Origin of the sequence: Propioniciclava coleopterorum, assembly GCF_011393335.1 — a bacterium.
Taxonomy (GTDB): Bacteria; Actinomycetota; Actinomycetes; order Propionibacteriales; family Propionibacteriaceae; genus Propioniciclava; species Propioniciclava coleopterorum.
On record NZ_CP049865.1, the window covers coordinates 79,589 to 101,075 of the forward strand.

General features: G+C 71.9%; 17 protein-coding genes and 1 pseudogene. 6 read left to right on the plus strand and 12 right to left on the minus strand.

Annotation, left to right across the window (positions count from 1 at the left end; all coding sequences use genetic code 11):
* Window positions 1–43 precede the first annotated feature (43 nt).
* Genes G7070_RS00395 through G7070_RS00405 form a run of 3 tightly spaced genes read left to right on the plus strand, consistent with a single transcriptional unit; the run spans window position 44 to window position 3,314 of the window.
* Complete coding sequence (locus G7070_RS00395; protein ID WP_166230881.1) at window positions 44–1,258, plus strand: Nramp family divalent metal transporter; 1,215 nt, start codon at window positions 44–46, stop codon at window positions 1,256–1,258.
* Window positions 1,255–2,286 (plus strand): NAD-dependent epimerase/dehydratase family protein, encoded by a 1,032-nt coding sequence (locus G7070_RS00400; RefSeq protein WP_166230884.1) that lies wholly within the window; start codon window positions 1,255–1,257, stop codon window positions 2,284–2,286. Before G7070_RS00395 ends, G7070_RS00400 begins: the two co-directional genes overlap by 4 nt.
* Entirely contained in the window at window positions 2,286–3,314 is a 1,029-nt protein-coding gene (locus G7070_RS00405; RefSeq protein ID WP_166230887.1) for a dihydrodipicolinate synthase family protein, read from the plus strand. The genes G7070_RS00400 and G7070_RS00405 overlap by 1 nt, the downstream gene beginning before the upstream one ends.
* A 62-nt stretch (window positions 3,315–3,376) precedes the next feature.
* Here G7070_RS00405 and manA read toward each other — a convergent pair whose 3' ends face one another.
* The 5 genes and pseudogenes from manA to G7070_RS00430 form a co-directional block, all read right to left on the minus strand.
* Complete coding sequence (gene manA / locus G7070_RS00410; protein WP_166230890.1) at window positions 3,377–4,411, minus strand: mannose-6-phosphate isomerase, class I; 1,035 nt, start codon at window positions 4,409–4,411, stop codon at window positions 3,377–3,379.
* A gap of 183 nt (window positions 4,412–4,594) precedes the next feature.
* The gene (locus G7070_RS00415; RefSeq protein WP_166230893.1) at window positions 4,595–5,056 is read right to left on the minus strand and encodes a PTS sugar transporter subunit IIA; all 462 of its coding nucleotides are present in this window, start codon (window positions 5,054–5,056) and stop codon (window positions 4,595–4,597) included.
* Window positions 5,057–5,073: 17 nt separating this feature from the next.
* A pseudogene (locus G7070_RS00420) lies at window positions 5,074–6,551 on the minus strand (PTS fructose transporter subunit IIC).
* 46 nt (window positions 6,552–6,597) lie between these two features.
* Window positions 6,598–7,032: a PTS sugar transporter subunit IIA gene (locus tag G7070_RS00425; protein WP_166230896.1), complete on the minus strand. Its 435-nt coding sequence runs from the start codon at window positions 7,030–7,032 to the stop codon at window positions 6,598–6,600.
* The gene (locus G7070_RS00430; protein WP_166230899.1) at window positions 7,001–8,452 is read right to left on the minus strand and encodes a BglG family transcription antiterminator; all 1,452 of its coding nucleotides are present in this window, start codon (window positions 8,450–8,452) and stop codon (window positions 7,001–7,003) included. Before G7070_RS00430 ends, G7070_RS00425 begins: the two co-directional genes overlap by 32 nt.
* Window positions 8,453–8,723: 271 nt before the next feature.
* Here G7070_RS00430 and G7070_RS00435 point away from each other — a divergent pair, with 271 nt between their 5' ends.
* Entirely contained in the window at window positions 8,724–9,140 is a 417-nt protein-coding gene (locus tag G7070_RS00435) for a hypothetical protein (RefSeq protein WP_166230902.1), read from the plus strand.
* Window positions 9,141–9,314: 174 nt separating this feature from the next.
* Here G7070_RS00435 and argG read toward each other — a convergent pair whose 3' ends face one another.
* The 4 genes from argG to G7070_RS00455 all read right to left on the minus strand — a co-directional run bounded on the left by argG (window position 9,315) and on the right by G7070_RS00455 (window position 14,987).
* The gene (argG, locus tag G7070_RS00440; protein WP_431977909.1) at window positions 9,315–10,745 is read right to left on the minus strand and encodes an argininosuccinate synthase; all 1,431 of its coding nucleotides are present in this window, start codon (window positions 10,743–10,745) and stop codon (window positions 9,315–9,317) included.
* A 201-nt stretch (window positions 10,746–10,946) separates the two neighbouring features.
* The gene (gene gdhA, locus G7070_RS00445) at window positions 10,947–12,290 is read right to left on the minus strand and encodes an NADP-specific glutamate dehydrogenase (RefSeq protein WP_166230908.1); all 1,344 of its coding nucleotides are present in this window, start codon (window positions 12,288–12,290) and stop codon (window positions 10,947–10,949) included.
* Between the two features lie 165 nt (window positions 12,291–12,455).
* Window positions 12,456–14,216: a 2-isopropylmalate synthase gene (gene leuA, locus G7070_RS00450; protein ID WP_166230912.1), complete on the minus strand. Its 1,761-nt coding sequence runs from the start codon at window positions 14,214–14,216 to the stop codon at window positions 12,456–12,458.
* A gap of 213 nt (window positions 14,217–14,429) precedes the next feature.
* Complete coding sequence (locus G7070_RS00455; protein WP_166230915.1) at window positions 14,430–14,987, minus strand: CGNR zinc finger domain-containing protein; 558 nt, start codon at window positions 14,985–14,987, stop codon at window positions 14,430–14,432.
* Between the two features lie 55 nt (window positions 14,988–15,042).
* Here G7070_RS00455 and G7070_RS00460 point away from each other — a divergent pair, with 55 nt between their 5' ends.
* Complete coding sequence (locus G7070_RS00460) at window positions 15,043–16,317, plus strand: MFS transporter (protein ID WP_166230918.1); 1,275 nt, start codon at window positions 15,043–15,045, stop codon at window positions 16,315–16,317.
* The gene (locus G7070_RS00465) at window positions 16,314–16,589 is read left to right on the plus strand and encodes a hypothetical protein (protein ID WP_166230921.1); all 276 of its coding nucleotides are present in this window, start codon (window positions 16,314–16,316) and stop codon (window positions 16,587–16,589) included. Before G7070_RS00460 ends, G7070_RS00465 begins: the two co-directional genes overlap by 4 nt.
* Before the next feature lie 10 nt (window positions 16,590–16,599).
* On the opposite strand, the gene G7070_RS00470 is transcribed toward G7070_RS00465, so the two are convergent.
* Genes G7070_RS00470 through G7070_RS00480 form a run of 3 tightly spaced genes read right to left on the minus strand, consistent with a single transcriptional unit; the run spans window position 16,600 to window position 20,266 of the window.
* A complete protein-coding gene (locus G7070_RS00470; protein WP_166230924.1) occupies window positions 16,600–17,790 on the minus strand; it encodes an FUSC family protein in 1,191 nt (396 codons plus the stop codon).
* A gap of 2 nt (window positions 17,791–17,792) precedes the next feature.
* A complete protein-coding gene (gene era, locus G7070_RS00475) occupies window positions 17,793–18,899 on the minus strand; it encodes a GTPase Era (RefSeq protein ID WP_166230927.1) in 1,107 nt (368 codons plus the stop codon).
* Entirely contained in the window at window positions 18,896–20,266 is a 1,371-nt protein-coding gene (locus tag G7070_RS00480) for a hemolysin family protein (RefSeq protein ID WP_166234838.1), read from the minus strand. Before G7070_RS00480 ends, era begins: the two co-directional genes overlap by 4 nt.
* Window positions 20,267–21,487: the final 1,221 nt, after the last annotated feature.

Genomic DNA, 21,487 nt, shown 5'->3' on the forward strand with positions numbered 1-21,487 from the left:
GTTCCCCCTACGGTGAACCAACCGATAGAAAAGGCTTTCTACTATGGCAAACACCACGGTCGACGCAACGCCGCGCCGACGCCTCGCCCTGGGCCCGGCGCTCGTCACCGCCGCGCTGGTCTTCGGCCCGGGCAGCATCACGACCGCGAGCTCGCTCGGCGCGAGCTTCAGCTACCGGCTGCTGTGGATCCCCGTGATCGCCACGGTCCTCATGCTGTGCTTCGTCGACCTGAGCGTCCGGATCGGGCTCACCAGCGACAAGGGCCCCGTCGGCACCGTGGCGGCACACACCTCCCGGATCGTCGCGGTGCTCGTCGCGATCGGGTCGGTGCTGATCGTCTCGTCGTTCCAGGCCGGCAACTCGGTCGGGACGGGTGCCGCCGCCAACGTCCTGTTCGCGGGCGACACCAAACTGTGGGCCGGGATCTTCACCGCGGCGGCCATCGCCTTCGTGTGGCTGCCCGGCTTCTACGGCAAGCTCGAGAAGCTCATGGTCGGCATCATCGCCGTCATGCTGGTCGCCTTCGTCATCACCGCGATCGTCTCCCGACCCGACCCGGCCGCCCTGGTCGCCGGCCTGATGCCGATCATCCCGACGGGGTCGGAGGCCATGGTCGTCGGCGCGGTCGCCACCACCTTCTCGATCGTGGGCGCGTTCTACCAGATCCAGCTCGTCCGGCAGCGGGGCTGGGGCGCGGGCGACTACCGCGCGGCCCGCCGGGACGCCATCAGCGGCACCCTCATCCTCGGCACGCTGTCGTTCGTCATCATCCTCGCGGCGGCGGCCGCCCTGCACCCCCAGGGCATCGCGGTGAAGTCGCCCGCGGACATGGCCAACATCCTCACCCCCACCGTCGGCCAGTGGGCCGGCGTGCTCTTCGCGCTCGGGCTGTGGTCGGCGGCCTTCTCCTCGCTGCTGGGCAACGCCACCATCGGCGGCGGGCTGCTCTCGGCCATGTTCGGCAACGCCGGCGAGGACGTCAACAACCGGTTGGCGAAGATCTGCATCACGGCCGTGCTGGTCGTCGGCGGGGTCGTGGCGATCATCTTCGGCGGCATCCCCGTCCAGCTGATCCTCACCGCGCAGGCGATCACGGTGTTCATCGCCCCGCTCATCGGCATCGTGCTGGTCTGGATCGCCCGGCACCGCTCCCGCGGCGACCTGCGGATCGGCTGGCCCCAGACCGTCCTGGCCGTCGTCGGCCTCGTCTTCCTGTTCTTCCTCGCCGCCACCTACATCCAAAGGCTGATCGCATGACGCACCCCGCTCCCACCACCGAAACGGAACTGGACGACCTGCTGTCGGCGCCCTCGGTCGCCGTGGGCGAGGCGCTGGCCGCCCTGGGCGGCGACCTGGTCTTCCTGGGCGCGGGCGGCAAGATCGGCCCGACGATGGCCCGGATGGCGCGCCGCAGCCTGGACGCCGTGGGCTCGGACGCCGCCGTGCACGCCGTCTCGCGGTACTCCGACCCGGCGACCGCCCACGCGCTGGAGCGCGAGGGCCTGGTCGTGCACCGCGCCGACCTGGGCGACCCCGGCGTCTACGCCGATCTTCCGGACGCGGCTGGCGTCTACTACCTGGCCGCGATGAAGTTCGGGTCCACCGGCGCCGAGGCGCAGACCTGGTGGTCGAACGCCTCGATCCCGACCTTCGTGGCCGACCGGTACCGCGGCGTCCCCACGCTGGTCTACTCCACCGGCAACGTCTACCCCCTCACGTCCGTGGGGGCGGGCGGCAGCACCGAGTCGGACGCCGCCGGCCCCGTCGGCGAGTACGCCCAGTCCTGCCTGGCGCGCGAGCGGATCTTCACCCACGCCGGGCAGGCCTGGGGGACGCCCGCCACGATCTTCCGCCTGAACTACGCCTGCGAACTCCGCTACGGCGTGATCGCCGACATCGCCACCAAGATCGCCGCCGGGCAGCCCGTCGACGTGACGATGCCCGCGGTGAACGTGTGCTGGCAGGGCGACATCTCGGCGTGGGCGCTGCGCAGCATCGAGCACGCGTCGGTCCCCCCGTTCATCCTCAACGCGACCGGGCCCGAGACCGTGCCGGTCCGCCGGCTGGCCACCTGGCTGGCGGAGGGCATGAACCTGCCGGTGGAGATCGTCGGCGAGGAGGCGCAGACGGCGCTGCTGAACGACTCCTCGACCGCGCACCGGCTCTACGGCTACCCGACGGTTCCGCTGCGGGAGCTCGTCTCCTGGGTGGGCCGGTGGGTCGCCGACGGCGGCCGGCAGCTCGGCAAGGCCACCAAGTTCCAGCAACGGGATGGGAAGTTCTGATGTCGCTCCGCACACGCCTGACCGGGGCGACCATCCCGGCGCACCCGCTCGCGCTCACGCCGAACGGCACCCTCGACGAGCGCTCGCAACGCGCCCTCACCCGGTACTACTGCGCCGCCGGCGCCACGGGGCTGGCGGTCGGCGTCCACACCACGCAGTTCGAGCTGCACCACGACCGGGGCCTGCTGCGCGACGTCATGGGGCTCGCGGCCGACACCGCCGCCGCGGCCGGCGGGGACCGGCTGCTGATCGCCGGCGTGACCGGCGACACCGAGCACGCCGTCGCCGAGGCCACGCTCGCCCACGAGCTGGGCTACGAGGCCGTCCTCCTGACGTCGTGGGGCGTCCCCGACCCGTCGCCCGAGCGCCTGCTGGAGCGGGCCGCGCGGGTGGGTGAGGTGCTGCCGACGATCGGGTTCTACCTGCAGGCCGCGATCGGCGGGCCGACGCTGGACGGCTCGTTCTGGAGCCGGCTGTTCGACCAGCCGACCGTCGCGGCGGTCAAGGTGGCACCCTTCGACCGGTACCGCACCTCGACCGTGCTGCGGGCCCTGGCCGCCCACGACCGCTGGGACGACGTGGTCGCGCTGACCGGCAACGATGACGCCATCGTGGCCGATCTCGTCACCCCGACCCGCGTCGCCACCGCCGGCGGCGTCCGGGAGGTGCGCGTCACCGGCGGGCTGCTGGGTCAGTGGGCGGTCGGTACCCGCGCCGCGGTCGAGCTGACGGCGCGGGCGGGTGCCGCCGCGGCGTCCGGCCAGGTGGACGCCGACCTGCTCGCCCTGGGCGCCGACCTGACCCGGGTGAACCAGGCGTTGTTCGACGTCGATCATGACTTCGCGGGCTGCGTCCCGGGCGTCAACGAGTTGCTGCGTCAGCTCGGGCTGGTCGACACCGCGCTCACCCTGGGCAGCGACCGGCTCTCCCCCGGCCAGTCGGAGGACATCGCCGCGGTCCTCGCGGAGTTCCCCGCCCTGCTGGATGCCGCCTTCGTCCACGAGCACGTCGACGCCTGGCGGTCCTGACCGATCGTCGGTCGACACGGCGAAGGGGCCCGCGAGCGCGGGCCCCTTCGTCGCGTCGTGCGCTAGGCGGACCCCAGCGTGGTGAGGTAGGCACGGCCCCGGCCGGCCAGGACGCGCAGCGGGTCCCCGACCGCCTGGAACGCGGCCGCCCCCCGGGGCAGCACCAGTTCCTCCTCGCCGACGCCGAACGTCAGCGCGCCGGCCGTCACCACCAGCACGCTCGGGCCGGTGAGGGCCTCCAGCGTGCGGGCGCCGCCCTCGCCGTCGATCACGTGCACCGAGAAGTCGGGGACGGGGGCGGCGTACGAGGTCACCGTCACCCCGTCCGCGCGGGACACGACCGGAGTGATCCGGTGCGGGACCGCGGGTGCGAACGAGACGATCTCCACCAGCCCGGGGACGTCGACGTGCTTGCTGGTCAGCCCCCCACGCAGCACGTTGTCCGACGTGGCCATCGCCTCCAGGCCCAGCCCGGACAGGTAGGCGTGCACGTGCCCGGCGTCCAGGAACAACGCCTCGCCCGGCAGCAGGTCCACCCGGTTGAGCAGCAGCGCGACCAGGACGCCGGGGTCGGCCCCGTAGGCGTCGGCCACGAGCCGGACGGTCTCCGCCGAGGACCCGGCGGGAGCGTCCCCGTGCCTCGCGGCGGCCACGACCGTCTCGGCGACCCGCTCCATCCCCGTGTCGGGCGACAGGATCGCGACCAGCGCCTCCTCCAGGGCGGCCCCCTCGTCGGCGCGGTCGAGCGCGGTCAGGAGACGGCGCGCCGCCTCGGCGTCCGCGTCCGACCCCAGCAGCGCCCGCAGTTCCTCGGCCGACCGCGCCGGTGCGCGGAACCCGCACAGGGCCCGGAAGGGCGTGATCGCCACGATGATCTCGGGCTTGTGGTTGACGTCCTTGTAACTGCGCGTCGGGTCGGCGACGGACAGGCCGTGCGCGTCCTCCCGGGCGTGGCCGGCGGCCGCCTGCTCGCGGGTGGGGTGCACTTGGAGCGAGAGCGGGCGGGCCGCCGCCAGCAGCTTCATCAGGAACGGGAACTGACCGTTGCCCACCGCCCAGGCCCGCTCCCCCGCCAGCCCGGGCTCGCGGCGCAGCACGGCGTCCAGCGGCTCGGCCGCCGGACCGACGAGCGCGGGGCACCGGGGTGCGCCCGAACCACATCTCGGCCTGCGGCTCGCCCGCCCCCGGCGTCCCGAGCAGGTCGGGGATCGCGGTGGGCGAACCCCAGTCGTAGCCCCGGACGGGCGCGGTGAGCGGTTGCAGGGACGCGGACGGCCGGGTCACGAACTCACCTCTTCCAGGACGGCCCGCACCTCCGCCGGCCCGTCAGCCGACAGTAGCGCCTCGCGGAACGCCGGGCGCACCAGACGGCGCGCCAGCATGGCGAGGATCCGCAGGTGCTCGTCGCCGGCCTGCGCGGCCGGCACGCCGATGAGGAAGATCAGGTTCGCGGGCGAGCCGTCGCCGGCCCCCCACGGCACCCCCGCCACCGACCGGGCGAAGGCCACGGCGGGGCGGGAGATCCCGTCGGACTTGCCGTGCGGGATCGCGATCCCGTCGCCCAGTCCGGTCGAGGACGTCGCCTCGCGGGTCTTGACGGCGTCCGCGAAGGCGACCGGGTCGACGATCGCGCCGGTGTTGCCGATCAGCGCCACGAGCTGGTCGATGGCCGCATCGGTCGTCGGGGCGGTGAAGTCGAGATCCATCGAGGAGGGATCCAGGATGTCGAGGAGTCGAGCCATGAGGGGGACCTTCCGGTTCAGGCGGCCACGGGGGCCGGGATCGGGGCCGAGGCGGGGGCGTCGACGCGCTTGCGCATCGACTTGAGCACGATCGCGACGACGGCGGTGACGACCGCGCCGCACAGGATCGCGAACAGGAACCCGAGCAGCGGGGTGGCGGCCCCCAGGAAGCCGACGATCGGGCCGCCGTGCATCACGACGTCGTGGACGCCGAACAGCGCGGCCACCACGGACGCGACCGCGCCGCCCACCATGTTGGCGGGGATGACGCGCAGCGGATCGGCGGCCGCGAACGGGATCGCGCCCTCGGTGATGCCGAAGAAGCCCATGAAGAGGGCCGCGATGCCGGCCTCGCGCTCCTGCGCGGTGAACAGCTTCCGGCGCACCAGCGTGGCCAGGCCCATGCCCAGCGGCGGCACGGCGATGGCGGCCGCTGCCAGGCCCATGACGGCGCCGCCGTCGGTGGCGATCATGCCGCCCGCGAACAGGAAGGCGACCTTGTTGACGGGGCCGCCCATGTCGAAGGAGATCATGAGGCCGATGACGATCGCCAGCGCGACCATCGAGGAGTCCGACATCCCGGCGAGCATGGCGGTGAGGCCGTTGAAGACCGCCGCGAGCGGGCGGCCGAGCAGGTAGACGTACAGCAGGCCGACGGTCGCCGTGCCGAGGATCGGGATGATCAGGATCGGGACGATGGGCTTGACGTAGCGGTGCCAGGGGATGTCGCGGAGCAGCTTGGCGACGTACCCGGCGATGAAGCCGATCACGATCGCGCCGATGAAGCCGGTGTTGAGGCCGGTCGGCTCGCCGTCCGAGCCGGTGACGGTGAGGAAGGGAAGGCGTCGCCGTGGTTGGCGATGAAGCCGGCGACCATGCCCACGACGAGGCCGGGGCGGTCGGCGATGGCCTGGGCGATGAAGCCCGACAGCACGGGGATCATCAGGGAGAAGGACAGGGTGCCGATCTGCAGGATGTTCTGCCAGAAGCTGTCGGCAGGGACCTCGACGCCGCCGCCGGCGGTCGGGACGCCGCCGATGCCGAGCGCCAGGGCGATCATGATGCCGCCGCAGACGACGAACGGGATCATGTGCGAGACGCCGTTCATGAGCGCCTTGTAGATGGCTCCACCGATGTTCTGGGGGGCCGCGGTATCCGCCTTCTTCTGGACCGCGACGTCGCCGCCCAGGACCGGCGCGGTGGCGACCCGGTCGAGCAGATCCTCGGGCTTCTCCACGCCCTCCTTGACGCCGGTGATCAGGACGCGCTTGCCGGCGAAGCGCTCCGTGGAGACCTCCTTGTCCGCGGCGATGATGACGCCGTCGGCGGCCGCGATGTCCTCGGCGGTCAGCTCGTTCTCGGTTCCGATGGAGCCCTGGGTCTCGACCTTCATCTCGTCGCCGCGGGCGACGGCGGCGGCCTCGAGTTTCTCGGCGGCCATGTAGGTGTGCGCGATGCCGGTCGGGCACGCGGCGATAGCGACGTATCTCGCCATGGTGGTTTCCTTCCTCAACTGGTGCGGGACGCCCCCAGGCGTCCGATCAACGTGACGAACCGATCGCGGGGGCGGAGAGCAGGGTGGCGACGAGGTCGTCGTCGGCCAGGGCGCGGACGGTCCGCGCGATGGCCGCCGCGGTGACGGCGGGGCCGTCGTCGCGGACGAACAGGAACACGAGCAGGCCGATGGGGCCGTGCTCGGGGTGGTCCAGCGGGGCGGCCGGACGGGCGAACAGGACGTGCGAGGCTCCGGCGCCGGGCAGGGTGCAGTGCGGCATCAGCGCGCCGGGCGCGAACGCCGTGCTCCCCTCGGCGTCGCGGGCGAGCAGCCGGGCCACCAGGTCGTCGGGGTCCAGGCCCTCGGCCGCGGCGACGCGGGCGGCGACCCGGCGGTAGGCGTCCGGGAGCGTCGTGGCGGGCAGCCCGTCGAGGACGGCGCGCACGGGGTCAGCCGAGTCGGCGAAGCGTTGCTCGAACACGATCCTGGCTCTCTGGGCTGAACATGGCGTCCACGAGGACGACGGGGACGGTGACGGGGTCAGGGATCCCCACGGTGGTGATGACGAGGTCGATCGACGGCTCCGACGCCAGCGCGGCGGCCACCTGAGACGCCCCCACGACGCCGACCACGCTGATCTCCGGGAAGAACCGGGCGGCCTTCGCGCGCAGGAGTTCGGACGTCCCCACGCCCGACGAGCAGGCCATCAGCGCGCTCACGGGCGTGGCGCACAGTTCGAGTTCCCGGGCGAAGTACAGGGCCATGAACCCCACCTCGTCCGCAGGAACCTCGGGCAGCCCGAAGTCGCGCCCGACCTGCGCCGTGGCCAGCGTGAGGTCCGCCAGGAGCGCGGGATAGGACGAGGCGAGCTGTGGCAGGACCGGGTTGGTGACGTACAGGCCGAACCGCAGCCGGTTGAGCATCGGCCGCACGTGGCGCGCCAGGTCGGTCAGCAGCCGCTGGGTGCCGAACCGGACGCCCTGGGCGCGGCTCATCTGGGCGACCAGTTCGCCGACGACCCGGCTCGCCTCGTCCGCGGCCGGCGCGGGCACCGGGGCGGTCGGGTCCAGCCTCGAGGAGGCGATGTAGGCGTAGATGTGGTCGGTCTCGCCGTCGGGCAGGGGCCGGCCCAGATGGCGCTCCACGTGGCCGCGCACCTCGGCCGCGACCTCCCAGTAGCGGCGCTGCCGGCCCGCGTCGCCGCTCGGGGTCGGTCCCGGGGCCGCGTCGCTGCGGGCTCCCGCGCGCGTCCGCGCGATCAGCACGTACAGGTGGGTGGCCAGATTCAGGTCGTAGGGCGGCGGAAGCACCGCACCCAGCCGTCCGGTGATGAACGCGACCTCGCCCCGGGCGAACTCCATGTCGGCGGCCTGCAGCGACGAGCCGGGACCCGGGTGGGTCACCTCCGGGGCCCCGTCGCGCAGCAGGTCGGCCAGGACGCTGCGGATCGCCGCCTCCCGACCCACGACCACGTACCGGCCCGACCGCTGCCGGACCTTGAGGGCGTACGGGGCGAGCAGCTGATCGATCTCCTTCAGGTCGGCCCTGACCTGGCTGTCGCTGATGAAGTGGCCCCGCTCCAGGTCCTCCCCGGGGACGCCCCGCGCGGCGTCGAGGAGTTCGCGCAGGATGCGCCGGCGGCGCTCCGGCGGCGTCACGGACCCCTCGGGGCGGCCCTCCCCGGAGCTCAGTCGGCGCAGGTAGGCCTCCCGGTCGAGGCGGTAGCCGCGGCCACGGCGGGACTCGATGATCGCGTCGTCGTGGTTGAGGTCGACCACCATGCGGTAGACGGACTTCGCCGACACCCCGAGCACGGCGGCCAGCTCGGGCCCGGTGATGAACGACGCACGCTCGAGCAGGACCTCGAGGAGGCGCCCCTGTGCGTCCACCACCCTGGTCATCTGTCCTCCTCGATCGGATGCTTCCCTTTCAATGTAGAAACGCGAAAGGTGCTCTGATAAGGCTGGAAACTGGCCGTTGCTCCGGACAGGCGCCGCTGTGACGTCGGCCCGAACGGGTGCCGGAACTGTAACCACGCGGGTGTCGCCGCCGCGTTCCCCGAACCGGGTACCCGTGGCGCGGGACGCCGCCGGACGGTGTCATCGGCCCGCTAGGCTCCCCTCGTCAGGCGGGCGCGACCGACCCGCGCCGCGCTCCACCCCGAGGAAGCCCGTGTTCACGATCTTCGCCCTGCTCAAGGACGCCACCGGCGGCCTCACCCCCGAGGGCCTGGCCGCGCTGGTGAAGGAGCGCTTCTTCGACGTCGGCTCCTACACGGTCACGCTGGAGAAGCTGCACTGGCCCGCGTTCACCAACGTGGTGCTGCGGCAGGCCGACGGCTGGGGCATGTGGTTCCAGATCCGGCAGGAGGACGGCCGCTCGATCGACCCGCCCACGCTCGGGGCGTTCCTGCGGCGCACGACGACGCTGCCCGAGGGTTTCGACGACTACGACACCGAACTCGTCCTGCACTTCGACGACGACGAGGAACGCGAGCACACCGACGACATCATCTTCCTCACCGAGTTCGTCAACGAGCAGTTCCCCGGCGTCGTGCTCTACAACGCCGACGCCCAGGACATCTTCTGAGGCCCCCGCGGCGAGAGCGGGGGCGTCAGAGGAAAGGCTCGTCCCCGCGCGTATTTCCTCCGACGCCCGCCCGACGCCCGCCCGACGCCCGCGGCCAACCGGGACCGGGCCGAGCCCGGACGCGCGAACGCCCCGCTCCTGGATCGGAGCGGGGCGTTCGCGTCGAGGGGCCACTCAGTCGGTGCCGCCCTCCATGCCCGCGATGAACTGGGCGTCGTCGATCTCCTCGGAGGCGCCCTCGACGCCCGCGGTGATCGCGCTCGCCTCGCCGGTGCTCAGCTCGCCGACCAGCTCGGAGATCGCGCCGCCCACCAGGCCGAGCGTGGAGTACTGCTCCAGCCGCGTCCGGGTGTCGGCGATGTCCAGGTTGCGCATGGTGAGCTGGCCGATCCGGTCGACCGGGCCGAACGCCGCGTCCTCGACGCGCTCCATGGAGAGCTTCTCCGGGTGGTAGGACAGCGCCGGGCCCGTGGTGTCGAGGATCGAGTAGTCCCAGCCGCGGCGCAGCTTGAGGGTGACCTCGCCGGTGATCGCCGAGGCGACCCACTGCTGCAGCGACGTGCGGACCATCAGGGACTGCGGGTCCAGCCAGCGGCCCTCGTACAGCAGCCGGCCGAGCTTGCGGCCCTCGTTGTGGTAGCTGGCGACGGTGTCCTCGTTGTGGATCGCGTTGACCAGGCGCTCGTAGGCGATGTGCAGCAGCGCCATGCCGGGCGCCTCGTAGATGCCGCGGCTCTTGGCCTCGATGATCCGGTTCTCGATCTGGTCGCTCATGCCCAGGCCGTGGCGTCCGCCGATGGCGTTGGCCTCGCGGACCAGGTCGACCGGCGACGCGAACGTCGCGCCGTTGATGGTGACCGGGACGCCCTGCTCGAAGGCGATGGTGACGACCTCGGGGGCGATCTCGACGTCGTCGCGCCAGTGCGCCACGCCCATGATCGGCTCGACGATCTCCATGCCGGTGCCCAGGTACTCCAGGGTCTTCGCCTCGTGCGTCGCGCCCCAGATGTTGGCGTCGGTGGAGTACGCCTTCTCCTGGCTGTCGCGGTAGGGCAGCTGACGCTGGGTGAGCCACTGGCTCATCTCGTCGCGGCCGCCGAGCTCGGAGACGAAGTCCTCATCCAGCCACGGCTTGTAGATCCGCAGCTGCGGGTTGGCCAGCAGGCCGTAGCGGTAGAACCGCTCGATGTCGTTGCCCTTGTAGGTCGAGCCGTCGCCCCACACGTGCACGTCGTCCTCGCGCATGGCGCGCACCAGCATGGTGCCCGTCACGGCGCGGCCCAACGGCGTGGTGTTGAAGTAGGGGACGCCCGCGGTGCGGATGTGGAAGGCGCCGCACATCAGCGCGACCAGGCCCTCGTTCACGAGCTCGGTGGTGCAGTCGACCAGGCGGTAGCCCTCGGCGCCGTACGCGGCGGCGCGCCCCGGGACCGACTCGATGTCCGGCTCGTCGTACTGCCCGATGTCAGCGGTGTAGGTGTAGGGGATCGCGCCCTTCTCGCGCATCCACGCCACCGCCACGGACGTATCGAGACCACCGGAGAAGGCGATACCGACCTTCTCCCCCACCGGGAGCTTCATGAGCACTTTGGACATGACTCCCATTCTAGTGCCGCTGGGACGCTGTTCCGACCGGGGTCGCGGTGCGGCCACGGGCGCCGTGGGAGTGCCCGAACGGTGGCCGCTCACGTACCCGACGCGATCCCCCGCGTGATGGGCTGCCTCCCCAGCGGTGGCGTGCCCGGACGCGACGCGCCCCCGGACGCCGTGCGGCGTCCGGGGGCGAGGAGGCGCAGCGAGGGGCGCTCAGATGACGCCCAGCGCCATCATCGCGTCGGCCACGCGCAGGAAGCCGGCGATGTTCGCGCCGACGACGTAGTCGCCGGGCGCGCCGTACTCCTCGGAGGTCTCGTAGCAGCGCTCGTGGATGCCGACCATGATGTCGTGCAGCCGCTCCTCGGTGTGCTCGAAGCTCCAGGAGTCCCGGGAGGCGTTCTGCTGCATCTCCAGCGCGGACGTGGCCACGCCGCCCGCGTTGGCGGCCTTGCCCGGCGCGAACCGGACGCCGTTGGCGGCGAACGCGCGGATCGCGTCCGGGGTGGAGGGCATGTTGGCACCCTCGGCGACCAGCGTGCAGCCGTTCTTGATCAGCGCGCGGGCGCCGCCGATGTTGATCTCGTTCTGGGTGGCGCAGGGCAGCGCGATGTCGCAGGGGACGTCCCAGATCATGCCGTCCTCGACGAAGCGGGCGCCGGGGTTCGCCTCGGCGTACTCCGAGATCCGGCCGCGACGCACCTCCTTGAGGTCCTGGAGCTGCTCCAGGTCGATGCCGCCCTCGTCGACGATGTAGCCCGAGGAGTCCGACATCGCCACGACGGTGCCGCCGAGCTTGTTGACCTTCTCCAGGGCGTAGATCGCGACGTTGCCCGAGCCGGACACCACGACCTTCTTGCCCTCGAAGCTCTCCTTGGACAGCTTGAGCATCTCCTCGGCGAAGAACACCGTGCCGTAGCCGGTCGCCTCGGTGCGGGCGCGGGAGCCGCCCCAGTCGAGGCCCTTGCCGGTCAGGACGCCGGACTCGTAGCGCCCGGTGAGCTTCTTGTACTGCCCGAACATGAAGCCGATCTCGCGCGACCCGACGCCGATGTCACCGGCGGGCACGTCGATGTCGTGGCCGATGTGGCCCGACAGTTCGGTCATGAAGGACTGGCAGAAACGCATGATCTCGTTGTCGCTCTTGCCCTTGGGGTCGAAGTCCGAGCCGCCCTTCCCGCCGCCGATGGGCATGCCGGTGAGGGCGTTCTTGAAGATCTGCTCGAAACCGAGGAACTTGATGATGCCCAGGTACACGCTCGGGTGGAACCGCAGGCCGCCCTTGTACGGGCCGAGCGCGCTGTTGAACTGGACCCGGAAGCCGCGGTTGGTGTGCACGCGGCCGGCGTCGTCCTGCCAGTTGACCTTGAAGATGATCTGCTTGTTGGGCTCACAGATGCGCGGGATGATCCCCATCTCGACGTACTCGGGGCGCTTGGCGATGACCGGGCCGAGCGACTCCAGCACCTCCCGGACCGCCTGGTGGAACTCCGCCTCGCCCGGGTTCCGGCGCACGACGGTGTCGAAATCCTCCTGCAGTGCCGGGGTGAGTTCCATGAGGTCTCCTAGCTTTCAACTGACACGAACCTCGTGCAGTTTACGGACACCGTGACGCCGCCGCTGCCGGGTCCACGATGAGGGCCGCCTTCGCGGGGCCTTCCCGGTGGCCGGAGACGACGCGACGCCCGCCCCGCACGGTGTCGGGGCGGGCGTCGCGGAGGGTCACTCCGGGCGGTCGGTGCGGTTGATCGCGCTGATGACGGCCCGCATGGACGCGGTGATGATCGAGCTGTGGCGCCCCACGCCCCACAGGACGCGCAGGTCGTCGCCCTCGCCGACCTCGGCCTCGACGTAGGCCGCCGCCAGGGCGTCCCCGCCGGCGCTCAGCGCGTGCTCGGTGTAGTCCAGGACCCGCACCGGGAACCCGGCCGCGGCGACGGCGTCCACGAACGCCGACACGGGGCCGTTGCCCTCGCCGCCGACCTGGCGCTCGACGCCGTCGACCTTCAGCACGGCGTCCACGGTGTAGATGCCGTCCTCGGCGGACAGCTTGTACTGGACCAGTTCCAGCGGGGTGTGGTCGCCGAAGTACTCGTTCTCGAAGATCTGCCACATCAGCTCGGCGCCGACCTCGCCGCCGGCGGCGTCGGTGTGCTGCTGGACGACGCGGCTGAACTCGATCTGCAGCCGGCGCGGCAGGTCCATCTTGTGGTCGTTCTTCATGATGTAGGCCATGCCGCCCTTGCCGGACTGGCTGTTGACCCGGATCACGGCCTCGTACGTGCGGCCCACGTCGAACGGATCGATCGGCAGGTAGGGCGCCTCCCAGGCCATCTCGTGCATGCCGACGCCCTCGGCGTCCGCCTTCTTGGCCAGCGCTTCGAGGCCCTTCTTGATGGCGTCCTGGTGCGAGCCGGAGAACGCCGTGTAGACCAGGTCGCCGGCGTAGGGGTGGCGCGGGTGCACGGGCAGGCCGGTGCAGTACTCGACCGTGCGTCGGATCTCGTCGATGTCGGAGAAGTCGATCTGGGGGTCGATGCCCTGGCTGAACAGGTTCAGCCCCAGCGTCACCAGGTCGACGTTGCCGGTGCGCTCGCCGTGGCCGAACAGGCAGCCCTCGACGCGGTCCGCGCCGGCCATCATGCCCAGCTCGGTGGCCGCGACGGCGGTGCCGCGGTCGTTGTGCGGGTGCAGGGAGACCGCGACGTTGTCGCGGCCGCGGACGTTGCGGATGAAGTACTCGATCTGGTCGGCGTAGGTGTTGGGTGTGCTCATCTCCACCGTGGCGGGCAGGTTGAAGATGATCTCCCGGTCGGGCCCGGGCTGCCACACGTCGGCGACCCGGTTGCAGATCTCGACCGCGAAGTCCGTGGGCGTCTGCGTGAAGATCTCGGGGCTGTACTGGTAGCCGAACTCGGTGTCGCCCAGGTACTGCTCGGCGTACTTCATCACCATCTCGGTGCCGCGGGTCGCCATCGCGATGCACTGCGCCTCGTCCACGTTGAACACGACGCGCCGGAACAGTTCGGCGGTGGCGTTGTACATGTGGATGTTGGCCCGCCGCGCCCCCTGCAGCGACTCGGCCGTGCGGGAGATCAGATCCTCGCGCGCCTGGGTCAGCACCGAGATCTGCACGTCGTCGGGGACGCGGTCCTCCTCGATCAGCTTGCGGACGAAGTCGAAGTCGGTCTGGGACGCCGACGGGAACCCGATCTCGATCTCCTTGTAGCCCATCCTGACCAGCAGCTCGAACATCTTCAGCTTGCGGGCGGGCGTCATCGGGTCGATGAGGGCCTGGTTGCCGTCGCGCAGGTCGGTGCTCAGCCAGCGCGGCGCGTGGGTGATCTTCCGGTCGGGCCAGGTGCGGTCGGGCACCTGCACCGGCTCGAAGGCGCGGTAGCGGTGGAACGGCATCGGGCTGGGCTGCTGCACCGGGGAGCCCTGCTGCACGCGGGCCCCGTGGGCGTTGCTGGTGGTGGTCATGGGTGTCTCCTTGGGTGAAAGTCGAAGATGCCAGGCGCGCGACGAACTCCGCAGCGAGTGAGCCTGACGCTCGATCCCACCAATCTGAGGGAGAGCCTAGGACTCGCTACGGCGACCAAGAAGCAGAAGCGCCTGTGCCATGTCGGCCATCGTACACACACCTCGCCGGATCTCCGCCGCGTCCGACACGCGGGAAACGCGCACGCCACGTCGTCAGTTGCGGGCCCGCCAGCGCTCCTGCTTGGCCTGGTTCCCGCAGCCGCTCATCGAGCACCACTGCCCCGTGCGCGAGCGGGACCGGTCGTAGAACGCCCACCGGCAGGTGTCGCGGCCGCACGCCTTGAGCCGGCCGAACGTGCCCTCGGCGAGCCCGTCCGCCACCGCGGCGAGCACGGCGCCGGCCAGCGCCCTGGCGCCCGTCCCCGCGGGCCGCAGCACCAACCCGGCCTCCCCGAAGCCGGCGGCGGGGGCGGACCAGGCCAGCGCGGCGTCCAGCGCCCGGACCGTCTCGTCCGGCACGGGGGCGCGGTCGTGGTGGGCGACCAGCGCGGCCCGCAGCGCCTCGCGCAGCTCGCGCAGGCGTCCGAGCTCGGCGTCGGTCGCGCCTCCGGCCACCCCCAGCCCGGACGCCGCGGGGTCGGTCCGGTTCCAGGCCAGCCAGCCCGCCTCCTCGGCCAGCGCGTCCGTGCCGAGATCCAGGTCGCGCGTGTTCACGAAGCGGCGCACCAGCTCGAGGGCCCCGGGGGCCGCGGGGGTCTGCGCGTCGGTCATGACACGAGCCTAACCCCCATTGACAAAATGGCGGTTACGAATAACCCTCGTTTCCATGACAACGGTTACGAGTGTGTGGCGCTCCCCCGACTTCCGCCGCGTCTGGGCCGGCGCGGGTGCAGGCGTCCTGGGCGGCGAGATCGCCGAGATCGCACTGCCGATGCTCGCGCTCCTCACGCTCGGGGCCAGCGGCGAGGAACTATCCTGGGTGCGCGCCGCCCTGTTCGCCCCCTACCTGGTGCTGACCCTGTGGCTGGGCGTCCTGGTCGACCGGGTGCGCCGACGCCGCCTCCTGGTGGGGGCCGACCTGCTCCGGGCGGCGCTGTTCGTGCTGGCCGGCGCCCTGGCCGCGCTGGGCCTGCTCCCGGTGCCGGGGCTCGTCGCGATCGCGGCCGCGCTCGGCACCCTGGGCGTGCTCACCATGCTGGCCGACTTCTCCTTCGTCCCCACCGTCGTCGGCGAGGACGGCCTCCCGGACGCGAACGCCGCGCTCACCGCCACCCAGTCCGCCATCGGGATCGGGGGCTCGGGCGTCGGCGGCGCGCTGGTCCAGGCCCTCACCGCGCCGATCGCGCTCGTGGTGACCGCCTTCGCGCACCTGGCGGCCGCCTTCGCGATCGCGCGCGTCCGCGCCCCGGAGCCGGCCCCCGAGCCGCAGCAGCACTCCGTCGCCCGCGAAGCCGTGGGCGGCCTGGCCACCCTGGCGCGTCACCGCGTCGTGCGCGCCCTGGCCGCGGAGGCGACGCTGTGGAACATCGGGGACGAGATCCTGCTGCTGGCGCTGGCCGTCCTGCTGGTCGGCGGGCATCCCGCGGGCGCCCTGCTCCTGGGCGTGATCCTCGCCCTGGCTGCGGCCGGGGCCCTCGTGGGCGCGGCGGCCAGCGGGGCGCTCACCCGCCGGTTCGGCTACGGCCAGGCCCTGATCGGCGCGCTGCTGGTCGGCAACACCGCGCCGCTGCTGGGGCTGCTGGCCCTCGCCGACCGGCTCGACGCCGGCCGCGTCGCCGACCTCGACGCCGCCGTGATCGGGGTCGCGTTCGCGGCGTCCGGTCTGGGCCTCGGCGTGGCCAACGCGCAGGCGGTCACCGTCCGGCAGCTCAGCGTCCCGGCGGGCGAACGCGGGCGCGTCAACGCCGCCTACCGGCTGTTGTCCTGGGGGGCGCTCCCGCTGGGCGCCCTGGCCGGCGGCTGGCTGTTGGCCGGCGGCGACGCTGCCCGGGCGGCCCTGCTGGGCGCGGCACTGATGGCGGTGGCCACCCTGCCGGTCGCGTTCTCGCCGGTGCGCCGGATGCGCGGCCTGGACGCCCCCGATGCCACGATGAGCGCGTGAACAGGAACCGCACGTCGCGCGCATCGGCGCCGACCAAGGCGTGGCTGGTCGTCGTGCACCTGCGCGACCGCGGCGATCGGTACTGGCTGGGCGACCTGGACGACGACCAGCGCCCGCCGTGCCGGATGGGCACGACCGGACCGCTGTGGTGCTGCAAGGCCGAGGTCGCGCACCGGTTCGAGGACAGGGAGGAAGCCGCGCGCTTCGCGCGGTCCTGCGAGACCAACCCGGTCGCGCTCGGCTACGAAGCCGTCCACGTTCGCGTCGGCTGAGCCGACGGCGTCACCCCCACAGCGGGGACGCCTCGTCGTCGCTGTCGGAGGCGGGCAGGTCCGTCTCGGGCTCCCCGTACGGGCGATCGGTGGCCTCGGCGAGCGCGTCGCGCGCCTCGACCCGCGACAGCCCGCTGATCTGCAGCAGGTCCACGATGAGGGCGCGCACCACGCTCATCAGCGCGATGTCGCGCCACTCGTCGATGCCCAGCCGCCCCGGCGAGGCCCGCCGGGCGACCCCGAGCAGCACCGACCGCGCGTGCTCGGGCTGGTGCCAAGCGCCCACCGCGCCGGACAGGGCGAAGGTCGCGCGGGCGGCGTCCAGGACCAGCGCCCCCACCTCGCGCAGCGGGCCCACCTCCTCGGCCATCGACAGGCCCTGGCGTCCGAGCATGTAGGTGGAGCGCTGCGCGCGAACGGTGAGCCGGTACAGGCGCTGCAGTTCGCCCACCTCCCCGCGTTGCCGCCACAGGCTCGGGTTGGCGGCGACCACGTCGCGGGCGGTCGCGACCGTCGTCTCCCACGTGTTGCTGACCTGGGTGACGACCTTGCGCTGCTCGCGGGCGTCCGCCAACTCCTCCACGTCCCCGACGATGAGCCCGCGGCCCAGCATGTCGAGCTGCTCCGCCAGTTCCGACAGCGTCGTGGCTGCGTAGCGGCGCGGCCGCTCGGTGGGGTGCCGGGGAAGCAGCACGGCGAACACCAGCGCCACCAGGGCGCCGACGATCGCGTCCAGCCAGCGCGCCGTGAAGCCACCCTGCAGCGTCTGCCAGTACGACATGCCGACCACGACCATGGCGTTCACCCCACCCTGCATGGTGGTCAGGTCGCCCCGGTCCAGGAAGCGGCCCACGAGCGCGCCGCTGATCAGCGCGATGCCCATCTGCCACCACCCCGTGTGCAGGGTCAGGGCGATGACCTCGCCGATCAGGACGCCGACGGTGGCGCCCACGCCCAGCTCCGCCACCTTGCGCGGCACGCGGTCCACCTTGAAGCCGAGACACATGAACGCCGCGATCGAGGCGAACATCGGGTTCTGGCGTCCGAGGACGAACTCGGCGAAGAGCCACGCCAGGGCCGCGGCCAGCGCCGATTCGGCGATCGGCACGAACGAGCCGCGCACCCGGCGCAGGCCGGTACGGATCTCGCCGAGCAGGAACACGCCCCAGCGCCGCACCCGCGAGTGGCTGCGCCGGGCCATGGCTAGAACCCCAGGCGGTTGAGGTACTTGGCGTCCCGCTGCCAGTCGGGCATCACCTTGACGTGGATCGCCAGGTGCACCGGCATGCCGAGCAGCTGCTTGGCCTGCAGGCGGGCGGTCCTGCCGACCTCCTTGAGCCGTTCGCCGCGGTGGCCGATGATGATGCCCTTCTGGGACTCGCGCTCCACCACGATCGAGGCGAACACGTCCATCATCGGCTTGTCGGCCGGGCGGTCCTCCCGCGGGCGCATCTCGTCGATGATCACCGCGATCGAGTGTGGCAGTTCGTCGCTGACGCCCTCCAGGGCGGCCTCACGGATGAGCTCCGCGATCCGGGTCTCGACCGGCTCGTCGGTGACCTCGTCGTCGGGGAACAGCGGCGGGCCGGCCGGCAGCAGGGCCACCAGCTCGTCCACGACGATGTCGACCTGGTCGTCGGTCAGCGCCGAGACCGGGACGATCGCCTCCCAGGTGAGCCCGAGCTGCTCCTCCATCGAGGCGATCTTGAGCAGGTGCTGCCCGATCCGCTCGCGGCTCACCAGGTCGGTCTTGGTCGCCAGGGCGACCAGCTTGGGACGCCGCGGCAGTTCGGCGATCTCCTTGAGCAGGAACTCGTCGCCGGGGCCGATGCGCTGGTTGCACGGCAGGCAGACGCCGATGACGTCGACGCCGGCCCAGGTCTCGTAGACCAGGTCGTTGAGCCGCTCACCCAGCAGCGTCCGGGGGCGGTGCAGGCCGGGGGTGTCCACGAGCACGAGTTGCGCGTCGGGCCGGTTGAGGACGCCGCGGATGATCCGCCGGGTCGTCTGCGGCTTGGAGGAGGTGATCGCGATCTTCTCCCCCACGATCGCGTTCGTCAGGGTCGACTTGCCGGCGTTGGGGCGTCCGACGAAGCAGGCGAAGCCCGAGTGGAACCCCTCCGGGATGTCGTAGGCGACCGCCGCCGCCGCGCCGGCACCCGCGGCGAGCGCGCGCTCGTCCTCGTCGAGGCCGTCGTCCAGGTCGGCGTCCAGGTCCTCGTCGAGGTCGGCGTCCGGGTCGTTCAGGTCGATATCGTCCGGCTCGCCGTCCCGCGTGCCGGGGCCCTGCGGGTCGGGGCGGTCGCTCATCGTTCCTCCTCGGTCGGGGATCCGGACGCGTGGCGTCCCTTCTTGGCCGACGCGGCCAGCTCGACGGTGGCGTCCACGGCCGCGTCGGTGTCGCCGGCCTCGTGGATGAGGCCCGCGACGACGGTCTGGATGGAGTGGCGGCGTCCGGACGCCCGCTCGGCGACCAGCTCGATGCCCTCCCACTCCACGACCGAGCCCGGGATCGGCACCTTGTTGAGTTCCTTGGCCATCAGGCCCAGGACGGTGTCGACGTCGTCGTCGTCCAGCTTGAGGCCGAACAGCTCGCCGAGGTCGTGGACGGGCAGCCGGGAGCTCACCCGGAACCGGCCGTCGGCCAGCTGCACGTAGGGCGGGATCTCCTCGTCGAACTCGTCGACGATTTCGCCGACGATCTCCTCCAGGATGTCCTCGATGGTCGCCAGGCCGGCGGTGCCGCCGAACTCGTCCACCACGATGACGACGTGGCTGCGGGTCAGCTGCATCTCCTTGAGGAGTTCATCGACCGGCTTGCTGTCGGGGCAGAAGATCGGCGGACGCATCGCGGAGGCGACGTCCTCGCCCGCCTGGGCGTTGGGATTGTCGTAGATCCGGCGGATGACGTCCTTGAGGTAGAGGACCCCGAGCACGTCGTCGACGTCGTCGCCGATCACGGGGATGCGGGAGTAGCCCGAGCGCAGCGCCAGCGACAGGCCCTGGCGCAGCGTCTTGTCCTGCTCGATCCAGACCATCTCGGTGCGCGGCACCATCACCTCCTTGACGATGGTGTCGCCCAGCTCGAAGACGGAGTGGATCATGCGGCGCTCGCCGGCCTCGATGAGGTCGGACGCCTCCGCCATGTCGACGAGTTCGCGGAGCTCGGCCTCGGAGGTGAACGGCCCGTCGGTGAACCCGCGACCGGGCGTGATGGCGTTGCCGACGATGATGAGGATCTGCGGGATCGGCCCGATCACGGTGGTGAGGGCGGAGATCAGCCCGGTGGTGCGGAGGGCGATCCGGTCGGCCTTCTGGCGTCCGACGGTGCGCGCCGCCACCCCGATGAGCACGAACGACACCACGACCATGGGGGCGATGGTGAACAGCAGCCGCTCCCACAGGTCGTCGAAGCGCTGGAACACCACGACGCCGACCAGCACGATGGCGCCGATCTCGAAGAGCATCCGCAGGAACAGGGCGGTGTTCAGGTAGGGCGCCGGGTCCTGCATGATCTGCAGCAGCTTGTCCGCCCCCCGGTCACCGTCCTTGACGTGGACCTCGGCACGGGACTTGCTGAACGACTGCAACGCCGACTCGATCGACGTCAGGACCCCCGCCAGCAGCACGCACACGAGGGCGACGCCGAGCAGGATCCATTCGGTTTGGGTTAACAGGGGTACTCACGACTCCTTCTACGCGGTGGCGACATTCTAGCGGTGCCGCCCCCTCGCCCCGCGAGCCCAGGCGGCGCCTGCCCCCGTCCGACCGCCACGCCCGGCGGACGCATCCTCCTCGGCCTCGGAGCGGCGGGTCTGCCCTCAGCGGGTCCTCGGCTGCGCAGACGCCCCCGTTTGCGTCAGACGCCCCCGTTCCTACGTGGGCAACTGACGCAAGCGCGAGCGGCTCGTGGCAATCGGGGGCGACTCGTCCCAGGCGGGGGCGGCTCGTCGCAAGCGCGGGCGGCTCGTCCCAATCAGGGGCGCGTCGTCTCAAGTGCGGGCGACCCGTCACGAACCGAGGGGTGACCCGTCGCGATCGGGGCGCGTCCCTTCCCAGACGCCCCCGTTTGCGTCAGACGCCCCCGTTCCTACGTGGGCAACTGACGCAAGTGGGGGCGGCTCGTCCCAGTCGGGGGCAACTCGTCCCCAACGGGGGCAATTCGCCGCAAGCCCGGGCGAGTCGTCGCAAGCCGGGGCGGGTCGTCCCAAGCGGCGGCAACTCGTCCCAAGCGCGGGCGAGTCGTCCCAAGCGCGGGCGGTCGTCCCAAGCGGGGCGACCGTCACGAACGAGGGTGACCCGTCGCGGACCGTGGTGTCCCTTCCCAGACGCCCCCGTTTGAGCCAGACGCCCCCGTTCCTACGTGGGCAACTGACGCAAGTGGGGGCGGCTCGCCCCAACCGGGGGCAACTCGTCCCAAGCGGGGGCAATTCGTCACAAGCCCGGGCGAGTCGTCGCAAGCCGGGCGAGTCGTCCCAAGCGGGGGCGGGTCGTCTCAAGCGGGGGCAACCCGTCCCAAGAGCGGGCGAGTCGTCTCAAGCGCGGGCGAGTCGTCTCAAGCGCGGGCGGTCGTCCCAGGCGGGGCGACCGTCACGAACGAGAGTGACCCGTCGCGGACCGGGGCGTCCCTTCCAGGCGCCCCCGTTTGAGCCAGACGCCCCCGTTCCTACGTGGGCAACTGACGCAAGTGGGGGCGGCTCGCCCCAATCGGGGGCAACTCGTCGCAAACGGGGGCAACTCGCCGCAAGTGGGGGCGGCTCGCCCCAAGCGCGGGCGGCCCGTCGCAAGCGCGGGCGGCCCGTCGCAAGCGCGGGCGACTCGTCCCAAACGCGGGCGACTCGTCCCAAACGCGGGCGACGCGTCCCAAACGCGGGCGACTCGTCCCAAACGCGGGCGAC

What these genes read in the sequence shown, in the direction of transcription:
- G7070_RS00460 (WP_166230918.1), top strand. Translation starts at nt 15,043, where the DNA reads ATGACAACGGTTACGAGTGTGTGGCGCTCCCCCGACTTCCGCCGCGTC.
- gdhA (WP_166230908.1), bottom strand. Translation starts at nt 12,290, where the DNA reads ATGGAACTCACCCCGGCACTGCAGGAGGATTTCGACACCGTCGTGCGC.
- leuA (WP_166230912.1), bottom strand. Translation starts at nt 14,216, where the DNA reads ATGACCACCACCAGCAACGCCCACGGGGCCCGCGTGCAGCAGGGCTCC.
- G7070_RS00400 (WP_166230884.1), top strand. Translation starts at nt 1,255, where the DNA reads ATGACGCACCCCGCTCCCACCACCGAAACGGAACTGGACGACCTGCTG.
- G7070_RS00405 (WP_166230887.1), top strand. Translation starts at nt 2,286, where the DNA reads ATGTCGCTCCGCACACGCCTGACCGGGGCGACCATCCCGGCGCACCCG.
- argG (WP_431977909.1), bottom strand. Translation starts at nt 10,745, where the DNA reads ATGGGAGTCATGTCCAAAGTGCTCATGAAGCTCCCGGTGGGGGAGAAG.
- G7070_RS00470 (WP_166230924.1), bottom strand. Translation starts at nt 17,790, where the DNA reads ATGGCCCGGCGCAGCCACTCGCGGGTGCGGCGCTGGGGCGTGTTCCTG.
- G7070_RS00430 (WP_166230899.1), bottom strand. Translation starts at nt 8,452, where the DNA reads ATGACCAGGGTGGTGGACGCACAGGGGCGCCTCCTCGAGGTCCTGCTC.
- G7070_RS00455 (WP_166230915.1), bottom strand. Translation starts at nt 14,987, where the DNA reads ATGACCGACGCGCAGACCCCCGCGGCCCCCGGGGCCCTCGAGCTGGTG.
- G7070_RS00415 (WP_166230893.1), bottom strand. Translation starts at nt 5,056, where the DNA reads ATGGCTCGACTCCTCGACATCCTGGATCCCTCCTCGATGGATCTCGAC.
- G7070_RS00395 (WP_166230881.1), top strand. Translation starts at nt 44, where the DNA reads ATGGCAAACACCACGGTCGACGCAACGCCGCGCCGACGCCTCGCCCTG.
- era (WP_166230927.1), bottom strand. Translation starts at nt 18,899, where the DNA reads ATGAGCGACCGCCCCGACCCGCAGGGCCCCGGCACGCGGGACGGCGAG.